Source organism: Microcystis sp. M_QC_C_20170808_M9Col (assembly GCF_007095495.1).
Classification (GTDB): domain Bacteria; phylum Cyanobacteriota; class Cyanobacteriia; order Cyanobacteriales; family Microcystaceae; genus Microcystis; species Microcystis aeruginosa.
The window spans coordinates 1-9,695 of sequence record NZ_SFBZ01000221.1; the positions used below are offsets into that span (position 1 = coordinate 1).

General features: G+C 50.9%; 9 protein-coding genes. 1 reads left to right on the forward strand and 8 read right to left on the reverse strand.

The features are described from left to right. Positions 1 to 451: 451 nt before the first annotated feature. From EWV68_RS13045 to EWV68_RS13080, 8 genes are all read right to left on the reverse strand, one after another. Positions 452 to 1,144 carry a cadmium resistance transporter gene (locus EWV68_RS13045; RefSeq protein ID WP_061430478.1) on the reverse strand — a complete coding sequence of 231 codons (693 nt, stop codon included), beginning with the start codon at positions 1,142 to 1,144 and terminating at the stop codon, positions 452 to 454. Positions 1,145 to 1,280: 136 nt separating this feature from the next. Then, entirely contained in the window at positions 1,281 to 2,372 is a 1,092-nt protein-coding gene (cax, locus tag EWV68_RS13050; protein WP_061431046.1) for a calcium/proton exchanger, read from the reverse strand. Positions 2,373 to 2,448: 76 nt separating this feature from the next. Continuing rightward, positions 2,449 to 3,246: a phosphate ABC transporter ATP-binding protein PstB gene (gene pstB, locus EWV68_RS13055; RefSeq protein ID WP_287170030.1), complete on the reverse strand. Its 798-nt coding sequence runs from the start codon at positions 3,244 to 3,246 to the stop codon at positions 2,449 to 2,451. A 139-nt stretch (positions 3,247 to 3,385) separates the two neighbouring features. Continuing rightward, a complete protein-coding gene (gene pstA / locus EWV68_RS13060; protein ID WP_002738206.1) occupies positions 3,386 to 4,276 on the reverse strand; it encodes a phosphate ABC transporter permease PstA in 891 nt (296 codons plus the stop codon). Between the two features lie 6 nt (positions 4,277 to 4,282). Continuing rightward, positions 4,283 to 5,227 (reverse strand): phosphate ABC transporter permease subunit PstC, encoded by a 945-nt coding sequence (gene pstC, locus EWV68_RS13065; protein WP_287170032.1) that lies wholly within the window; start codon positions 5,225 to 5,227, stop codon positions 4,283 to 4,285. Positions 5,228 to 5,247: 20 nt separating this feature from the next. Beyond that, entirely contained in the window at positions 5,248 to 6,246 is a 999-nt protein-coding gene (locus EWV68_RS13070; RefSeq protein WP_061430482.1) for a PstS family phosphate ABC transporter substrate-binding protein, read from the reverse strand. 20 nt (positions 6,247 to 6,266) lie between these two features. Next, on the reverse strand, positions 6,267 to 7,340 hold the full coding sequence (locus EWV68_RS13075; protein ID WP_061430483.1) for a sulfate ABC transporter substrate-binding protein: 1,074 nt from the start codon (positions 7,338 to 7,340) through the stop codon (positions 6,267 to 6,269). A gap of 109 nt (positions 7,341 to 7,449) precedes the next feature. Further along, positions 7,450 to 8,124, reverse strand: coding sequence for a cadmium resistance transporter (locus EWV68_RS13080; RefSeq protein ID WP_012264446.1), 675 nt, complete (start codon positions 8,122 to 8,124; stop codon positions 7,450 to 7,452). Positions 8,125 to 8,340: 216 nt separating this feature from the next. On the opposite strand from EWV68_RS13080, the gene EWV68_RS13085 reads away from it, so the two are divergent. Continuing rightward, the gene (locus EWV68_RS13085; RefSeq protein WP_061430484.1) at positions 8,341 to 9,579 is read left to right on the forward strand and encodes a sulfonate ABC transporter substrate-binding protein; all 1,239 of its coding nucleotides are present in this window, start codon (positions 8,341 to 8,343) and stop codon (positions 9,577 to 9,579) included. Positions 9,580 to 9,695 lie beyond the last annotated feature (116 nt).

A 9,695-nucleotide genomic window follows, 5' to 3' on the forward strand; every position in this document is an offset into this window, starting at 1 on the left:
GGTACTTTGTTCGGTGCTAGACTGATATTTGAGTAAGCCAGACAGGAGCCAGAAAAAGATATTTATCAGAAAAGTCATGATCAAGCTAGAGGTTTAAAGACTGATCGGGTTCCAATTATCTTTATTCATAAATATAGCGTTTCCTAAGCTAGTGAGGTACACCTGTTTTTCTTCCCCTTTGCCTTTTGCCTCTTGCCTTTTGCCTAAAACCCATAACTTTTGTACCTCAGCAGACTGAAAAACGCTATCAATTCATACCAGGTAAGCAAGAGAGCTACGCCACTACTACCAAATCATTACCAGGTTTTGAAGCACGATTCTCTCAAAATCTTGCACCTGTTTCGCGAGAAAAGCCACAAAACCCTTACCTTGCCTACATTTCACATTGATTCAGCAAACCCTAATTACCTCCTTGGTATGCGACTATTCTGCCTGGGAAATAAATGGTACTTTATTTTTTTGCAAGTTCCTTACTGCGACCGACGATCGCCCAGAGATAGCTAATTGCTAAGGCCAAAAACGCGAGGGAAATACTTTCTTTGACGATAAAAATACCCAGACCGATCAGCACACAGGGAACGAAGGTACTTCCCTGACTGGTTAGAATAGTGGCGATGGTCGGCACGCTGGTCAACCCGTAGGCGAACGCACACCAAACCCCCACCAGAATCAAAAACACGCTGACGATAACGATCAGACTTGTTACGCTACTACTGGCGAAAAGGGGAACGTAAATGCCGATATTATCGCTGCCGTTGGCGACGGTCAACGCAGCCACGCTATAGGTGCGCGGGTCAAACCAACGACCGAAGGGGGAATGTTTCGCACCCTCTAGGTTGACTTCGACATTCTCCGGCTCTTCCTCCTTCTCCTCTTCTTTGAGAAGGGAAAAGATGCCGAGAATCACAGGAACGAGGCCTAGATAGCGAATCCATGGGGTAGGGATGAGAAAACAGCCGAAAAATCCCGCTAAACTGGCAATAACCAGCAGACTAAAGCCGATATACTGACCGATGACGATATCGCGACGACGGAAGAGTTTCCCCGTTTGGCTGAAGAGAATCGTCAGGATCAATATATCGTCGAGGTTGGTGGCGACGAATGCCGCTACACCGGTGGATATCGCGATCACAATCTCGATCATCGTTTTTTTCCTTAAGATGGCCGTCGGGTTCGTCCGTTCGTTATACCTTGTTCGGCTTTTCCTTCAAAGGTTCGGCAACGGAAGAATTTTACTACCTATCCCGATCGAGAAACTGTATTTCGCACGACCGATCGCCCTAGGCCGCTGCGGGATGGAAAAAGAAAGCGAGGGCGATCACCGCGTAGGTCGCGACGAGTAATATACCCTCTAGCCAGTTCGAGCGACCGTCGTTACTGATCGAGTTAGTCAGCCACACCGCGACGGCGACGGCGACCAATTCAAACGGATCAAAATCGAGAGCCATCGGCTGACCGAGGAAATAACCCGCGATTACGAGAACCGGCGCGACAAAAAGTGCGATTTGCAGACTCGAACCCACCGTCACGGAAACCGCCAGATCCATTTTGTCTTTTAAGGCGACCCTAACCGCGGTGGCGTGTTCGGCCGCGTTGCCGATAATTGGCAGCAGGATCACCCCCGTGAAAAGGGTCGTTAATCCTAATTTATGCGTGGCTTCCTCTAGGGTATTAACTAACAATTCCGATTCGACCGCCACACCGAGCGTCACGAGCAGTAATATCCCCACCCAGAGCCAGAGATTCGGCTTTTTTACGCTTACCGCTTCCCCCGACTCTTGATCGAGATCTGCGTCCCCCACCTCGTAAAGATAGGTATGGGTCTTCATCGAAAACAGCAGACTCAGACCATACACAAAAATTAATACCGCCGCCACCGTTACCGAGAGACGCTGTAGGACGCTCTCCTCGATTGCGGCGGAGGTGTATTGAACGGTCGTGGGTAGGAGGATCGCTGCCACGGCGAGATTCATCGACGAGGAATTTAAACGGGCGGTCACGGGCTGGAATTTCTGTTCTTTATAGCGTAAGCCGCCGAAAAACATCGATAAGCCCGTTACCAGCAGCAGATTCCCGATAATCGAACCGGTAATCGTCGCTTTCACCACCTCGATCAAACCTTCTTCGAGGGCGGCGTAGGCGAGAATTAATTCGGTAGCGTTACCGAAGGTCGCGTTCATTAAACCGCCGAGATTGGGACCGACCACGACGGCGATTTCCTCGGTTGCTTTTCCCATGTAAGCGGCCAGGGGAACAATCGCTAGACAGGCACTCAGGAAAACGATCGTCACGTCCCAACGCAGGAAATTCCAGGCGATCGAGATCGGGACAAAAACCAACAAAATGGCGAAAATCCGGTTCTTTATATTCATACCAAGGGGTGTTTGTTTCGGCATAAAACCGCGGACGGTTTTGAAAAACAGACTATCGGCTTTTTTTCTGTTTCGATTACCCGAATCGCCCGCTAATATACTCGCGGGCCTCGTCGGTTTGCGGATTACCGAACATAACTTCCGTGGGGCTGAATTCGACTAATTTCCCCCGGCGTTTCCCGGACGAATCGGTTTCGGTGTTAAAAAACGCCGTCCAGTCGGCGATCCGCGATGCCTGCTGCATATTGTGGGTGACGGTGACGATCGTGTAACTTTCCTTCAGTTGTAGGCACAATTCCTCCACCTGACGGGTAGAGATGGGATCGAGGGCCGAACAGGGTTCATCCATCAATAAAACATCTGGCTTCATAGCGATCGCACGGGCGATACAGAGACGCTGTTGTTGTCCCCCCGATAGTGCCGTTCCTTTTTCTTTCAGTTTGTCCTTTACTTCCTCCCAGATCGCCGCCTGCCGCAGGGAATACTCGACCAATTCATCAAGATTTCCCTGATAACCGTTGGTTCGGGGCGCGTAGGCGATATTCTCGTAAATGCTCTTGGGAAAAGGGTTCGGACGTTGGAAAACCATGCCCACCTGTCGCCGTAACTTGACTGCGTTGACCTGCGAATCGTAAATATTCTGATTTCGGTACAGTAGTTTTCCCTCCACCTTGGCGCCGGGGATCAGATCGTTCATTCGGTTAAAGCAGCGCAAGAGGGTACTTTTCCCGCAACCGGACGGCCCGATAAAGGCGACGATTTTTCGTGCAGGAATTTTAATATGAACGTCCACAAGAGCGAGAAACCCGTTATAAAAAACTTTCACTCCTTCCGCCTCGAAAACACTGTGATCTGGGTTAAGGTGGGTAGTCATGGCAAAAATTCTCCTGATCGTTTATTAAAGATCGATGGTTTTTTTAGAGGGGAGGGTTTGCAAACCCTCCCGTACTGGAGAAGTGGGGAGTGCAGGAGTAGGGAAGGTTATGTATCTACCCCCTTGCCCGCTGCCTTCCCTAATTCAGTGTCGAATAACGTTGACGTAGATAGATGGCGATGGCGTTGAGGGCGAGAATTAACAGGATCAGAACGATAATCGCGGCCGCCGCCGCATTGGCAAAACCGGGTTCGGGACGGGTGATATAGCTGAAAATTTGAATCGGTAGTGCCATAAAGCGTTGGAATAAACCAGGATCGAAAGTGAGGAAACTAACCGCGCCGACGACCATTAAGGAAGCCGCGTCCCCGATCGCCCGCGACACGGAGATAATCACCCCCGTGAGAATCCCCGGCACCGCGTAGGGTAAAACATGGTGTTGGATCGTCTGCCATTTGGTACTGCCTAGACCGTAGGAGGCTTGGCGTAGGGAATCGGGAACCGCCCGGATCGCCTCCCGCGCCGTGACGATAATCACTGGCAGCGAGAGAAGCGCAAGGGTTAACGCGCCGGAAATCAGCGTCGGGCCAAAATTGAGCAGATAGTTAAAAACCGCTAATCCTAATAAGCCGTAGACGATCGAGGGAACCCCGGCCAGATTGCCGATATTCACCTCGATCAGTGCCGTCCACCAAGTTTTCGGGGCGTATTCCTCTAGATACAAAGCCGACCCGACCCCGATCGGGACTGCCACGAGAAGCACGATAATTCCCAGATAGAAACTACCGATGATCGCCGGACGGATACCGCCCCTTTCCGGGAAACGGGAAGGAGTTTCCGTGAGGAATCCGGGGGTTAAGAGTCGTCCGAGTCCATCGTGGGCGATATTCAACACCAACAGCGCCAGAACGAACAAACCGATCAGTAAACCGAAGAGGAAAAGATACTCGCAGAATTTGCCGATCGCCTCGCGGCGTTCGAGATGGTCGATAAATTCAACGGTATCGGATTTGACAGAGGATTTAACCATGGGAAATCAATCGTATTTTTCTTTAAAACGGTGGGAGATCCAGTAACTGGCTAGATTCAGCACCAGCGTGATCAGAAAAAGCACCGCGCCGACTGCGTAGAGGGTTTTAAAACTGAGACTGCCCCGGGGCGCATCTCCCCCGGAAATCTCGGCCATAAAAGCGGTCATCGTGGCGATCGACTCGAAGGGATTGAGGGTAAGCCGGGGTTGCGAGCCGGCGGCGATCAACACCGTCATCGTTTCCCCCACCGCCCGGGACATTCCCAGAATAATCGAGGCCATGATCCCGGAGAGGGAGGCGGGGAGAACCACTTTAAAAATCGTTTCCAGCTTGGTAATTCCTAGGGCGTAGGAACCCTCGCGCAGGGAACGGGGAACCGCTCGGATCGCGTCTAAACTAATCGATCCCACCGTGGGAGTGATCATGATTCCCATCATTAACCCGGCGCTGAGGGCGTTAAAAATCTCGACGGGGAAAAGATTCCGCAAAGTGGGCGTGACAACGAGTAGGGCGAAGTACCCGTACACCACCGTGGGAATCCCGGCAAGAAGTTCCACCGCGGGGCGTAAAATCGCCGCTAGGTTCGGTTTTGCGTATTCGGCGAGGTAGATCGCGGAAGATAGGCCTAAAGGAACCGCGACGGACATAGCGATGGCTGTGGTTAAAAATGTCCCGTTAATTAGCGGCCAGATACCGAAATGAGGGGTGGCGAACAGTGGAGTCCAACGGGTATCGAGAAAGAATTGGGCGAAAGATACCTCTTGAAAAAATCCCCACGTTTCGCTAAAAATAATCGCCACGATGCCGATTGTCGTCGCCACGGAAACGAAGGCGCAAGAGAAGAGAATCAGCGCGATTATCTTCTCTTGAATATCGTCGCCGGGGTGCTTGAGGAGTGAATTATCTGCCGCGAAAAAAGAATTATCGAAAGAACTCGGGGTTAAGGTCATGGTTTAACAAAATTCCTTTTTTAGATAAAGTTCGTGATCGGTTCTCCCGGTTTAGCTTTGCCGAATTTCGATCCCGTTTCCCCGCGCTCGAATTTCCGCAGGGTTTTGACGTAGGCCTCATCAGGTAAAGCGACGTAACCCACGCCATCGACCCATTTCCAGGAATTTTCTAAATAGAAGCGCACGAATTTTTCCAGGGATGGATTCGTTTTTAAATTATTCTTGTTGACGTAGATAAACAGGGGACGGGAAAGGGGATTATAGACATTGCGGAGAACGTTATCGATGGGGACCGGTTTGACGCATTTTCCTTCATTATTTTCGATCGCCACCAAGTTCAATCGATCTTGGTTCTGCATATAGAAAGAGATGCCTAAATACGCAAGCGCGGATGGATTGCCGATCACCCCCTGCACGAGCGCGTTTTGATTGCGGTTCGGGGTAAAATCGGTGCGGCTATTTCTCCGTTTTCCCGTGATCGCTTGGGTGAAATAATCGAAGGTTCCCGTATCGGAAGGCGGGGCGAAAAGTAATAATCTTTCGTCGGGAAATTTGGGATTAATCTGTTTCCAACTGGTAATCCTACCCTCCGCTTTCGTGTTCCACATTCGATCGAGTTCTTTAATCGTTAAACACTTGGCGAATTGATTTTTTTTATTGACAATCACCGCCAATCCGTCGATCGCCATCGGTAATTCCAGAAATTCCACGCCGTTTTCCCGACATTTCTCGATCTCTTCTTTCCGGATCACCCGCGATGCCCCGGCAATGTCGAGATTTCCGGCGCAGAACTTACTAAAACCGCCCCCGGTTCCACTGGTGGCGACGCTTACCCGCGCTTCGGGATGGATTCTCTGATATTCTTCGGCAACGGCGAGGGAGAGGGCGAAACCCACCGCACCACCGTCGATCGAGACTGGTGCTTCTTTCTCGGCCGAGTCGGCCGGGCGACCGCAACCGGCGATCAAATTACTGGCCATCAGAAGGGAGATTAGGAAAAAATAATGAGAGAATTTCATAGATTAAAGCGGGAAAAATGTTAAGAAGCGGACTGGTTCTTAATTTGCTCGAAGATGCCTTTATCGGCGAGAAATTCTGTTTGGATCAACGTCCAGCCGCCGAGATCTTGGGCGTTGAAAAGAGTTTCGATCGGCGGGAATTGTAATCCTTCATCCTTGGCCACGAAGGGATTGACCGAGCGATAGCCTAATTTGGCCAATTCCTGTTGTGCCGGCTCGGAATAGAGGAAATTCACAAAGGCCTCGGCCACCTCTCGCGTGCCGTGTTTATCGACATTTCTATCCACCACCGCCACGGGATTATCGATCGAGATATTGACCGGGGGGACTAAGTAATTGGTATCTGGTTGATTTCTTGCCGCTAGAATTACCTCGTTTTCGTAGGTGACTAAAACATCCCCCTTTCCCTCTTGGAAAAAGGCATTGCTGGCTTCCCGCGCGTCCCTGGCTAGGGTGGGAATCTTTTGATAGATCCGGCGGACAAAATCCCATGCCTGTTCTGGTTCGCCCCCCGTTTGCGTCACCGAACCCCAGAGGGCTAATAACTGCCAAATAGCGATCCCGGAAGTTTTCGGATCGGCGGATAGAACCGTAACGTCCTCTCTAGCCAGATCCGCCCAAGATTGAATCTTTTTCGGATTTCCCGCCCGCGTGACGATCGCCGCCACCGATCGACTCACCACTCCCCGCCGCGGCACCCGATCTTCCCAACTGCGATTAATCAGGCCGGCTTGAGATATCCGCATCACGTCGAGGGGAAGGGCGAGATGTACCACGTCCGCCTCTTGTTTCCCTGCGATCACGTCATCGGCCTGGGCTAGGGAACCGCCGTAACTCCGCTGGAAAATGACTTTTTGGTTATGCTCTTTCCGCCATTTCTCGACGAATTTCGGGATAATCTGGTCGTGGGCGGCTTTCGTGACCGAGAAGGAAACGAGATTCAGTTTCACCTCCGGTTTTGAGCCGATTCCCCCGCAGGAGGCGAGGGCAATACTTGCCAACAGTCCCACTAACAGGAAAGAAAGGAAGCTCCTCCCCGATAAGGAACGAAAGGGACGAAACAGCGATCGAATTGACAACAGTGATACATTCATCGGGATTTTCTCGATAAGGTTGATCTAAACCAACTAATTTTTTATTCTCTCTTCCTGAATTTTGACTCCCGTGGGATCTGGAGATTGGCGATTTTTACGGGGGCCTAATTTACCCGGTGGGAATCAACAGGCGATAGGAGCCGTTATCGAGAATAATCCGTAGCCCCAACCACATCAGCACAAAGGGGAAAAGCTTACTCGCATAACGGCTGAGGACAACCGCGATCCCCGGTTGGCGGGTTAGATTATAGGAGAGAAATAACCAAGTACAAACGATTAGATAGCAGATCGGGATGATTACGGCTAACTGCGCCACGGTACTATTGGCGAATAGGGGAATGTAGATACCGAGATTATTGCCGCCATTGGATATCGTGACCGCGGAAACTTTATAGGTTTGGCGATCGCTGAAGACTTGACCGAGGGATAGTCTGCGGGAGGCGAATCCGTGAAATCGGGCGTTTCTTCGCAAATTCACCTTGCGATCTGCGGTTTCCCTCTCGTTATCGCGATTTAACGTCAGTAAATTTCTCACACCGATGAGGATCGGCAAGATTCCGAGAAGACCGATATAAATCGGCGGGATGATTAAGCCGAGTAGAAAACCCAGCAAGCTCACCGATACTAAGGCCGTAAACCCGACTAGCTCGCCGACGACAACGTGAACCGGGCGAAAGGTACGATTTACCTCGCTAAAGAAGCCGGTTAGATAAATATTGTCGTCGAAGGTGGTGGCTATGCCGGTGGCCACCGCGATTTTGACGATTTCGATCAACCAATCCATCCATACCACCTCGATCTCTCAAATGCGGGCGCAATTTCACTTTAAAACTATATCATTTTCAATACATTTATAAATGTACTTTGTTACACAATCGAGGAGTCGTGGATTTTTATAGTATGTAGATAAAACTAATGGAACCTCTCCCGATCAAGTTGGGAAACCCTTCCCTCTTGTCTCCTTTCCCGATCATAAATCTTGTTTTCTGCGAGAAATCCCATGCTCCACCGTTCGATCAAGTGTCTCTGGAAACCGTGGCGAAATTGGCGGGCAGTTCTTCCCGCAGTCCTTTTTGTGACCAGCCTCGTCGGGAGCTTTCTCCTGGCTGGATTTTCCGACACGATCGCCGTCGGTCAAAATTCTCGATCCGATAACCCGATTCTGAACCTCGTCGATAGCTTTAAATTCCCCCGAAATACCACTCCCCGGCTATTGGAAACCGTGGGATTATTTATCGCTGGAATTCTCTTCTGTATCGCGATCGATCGCTGGTTCAAGCGCTCGACCCCCTCCGATATCACTCCCCTCGCCAAACAAGCGCGGCGGTTAGGAACCCTCAAGATCGGCTATCCCGAGGGTATGACCAATCTGGAAGTTCTCCGCGCCCAGGCCTTTCTGGAAAGACGCTTAAAACCCTTTGGGGTGACGGTAACGTGGACGAGTTTTCTGGCCGCTTCCTCTCTGATCGAGGCCTTGAGCAACGGAACGATCGACTTCTGCGGTGGTGGCGGTACGGCGAGTATTTTCTCGCAAGCGGCGGAACACGTCTTCGTCCGGGTAGCCAAGGAAAAATATACCGCCCCGAAAGGTCAGGCGATTCTCGTGCCTGAGGATTCGCCAATAGAGACGTTGGCGGATTTAAAAGGAAAAAGAATCGCCTTCGATCGGGGTTCGAGCGCCCATTATGTCCTCATCCGCGCACTGATGAGAGTGAATCTAGAATTAAGCGATATCGAACCGGTGTATGCGACTCAACCGGAAGCACTGGTGCTTTTTCGTCGCGGTGAGATCGACGCTTGGGTGGTGTGGGTTCCCTATTCCCCCACGGAGACGCGCACCTATCCGGGAAGATCGGTGGCGGATCTAGAGAGTATATTCGGGGAAAACGCCTCTCTAGAAGTGCCGACCTATTATTATGCGGTTCCCGAATTGGTGCGGGATTATCCCGATGTACTGAAGGTGATTTTAGAAGAGGTGAACGAGGCGGGGGCCTGGGCGAAACAACAGGAGTTAGAGGCGACGAGACGCTTGGCAGCCCACCACGAGATCGATCCGGCGATCGTGACTAATCTCGAACAACGGGCCTCTGAACGTGCCATTATCCCAATCGACGATCGCTCTCTGACGGCCCTACAACACCAAGCTCATATCTTCCGAGACCTGAAGCTGATCCCCCATCGGGTCAATGTGCGCGACGGAACCTACACCCTACAGACGAAACAAAATTGGACATATTAATAGTTAGTAAAAGTATAGTCAAATATAGACAGACTGAATTCCATTTCAGAAATTCCTTTCACTTTTACTTCGAGAGATTGATTCTCCTTGGGTGAACTACGCACCTCTCTATCCCA

Coding starts and splice junctions, on each gene's coding strand:
- EWV68_RS13045 (WP_061430478.1), bottom strand. CDS start 1,144: ATGATCGAGATTGTGATCGCGATATCCACCGGTGTAGCGGCATTCGTC.
- EWV68_RS13085 (WP_061430484.1), top strand. CDS start 8,341: ATGCTCCACCGTTCGATCAAGTGTCTCTGGAAACCGTGGCGAAATTGG.
- cax (WP_061431046.1), bottom strand. CDS start 2,372: ATGAATATAAAGAACCGGATTTTCGCCATTTTGTTGGTTTTTGTCCCG.
- EWV68_RS13070 (WP_061430482.1), bottom strand. CDS start 6,246: ATGAAATTCTCTCATTATTTTTTCCTAATCTCCCTTCTGATGGCCAGT.
- EWV68_RS13080 (WP_012264446.1), bottom strand. CDS start 8,124: ATGGATTGGTTGATCGAAATCGTCAAAATCGCGGTGGCCACCGGCATA.
- pstA (WP_002738206.1), bottom strand. CDS start 4,276: ATGGTTAAATCCTCTGTCAAATCCGATACCGTTGAATTTATCGACCAT.
- EWV68_RS13075 (WP_061430483.1), bottom strand. CDS start 7,340: ATGAATGTATCACTGTTGTCAATTCGATCGCTGTTTCGTCCCTTTCGT.
- pstB (WP_287170030.1), bottom strand. CDS start 3,246: ATGACTACCCACCTTAACCCAGATCACAGTGTTTTCGAGGCGGAAGGA.
- pstC (WP_287170032.1), bottom strand. CDS start 5,227: ATGACCTTAACCCCGAGTTCTTTCGATAATTCTTTTTTCGCGGCAGAT.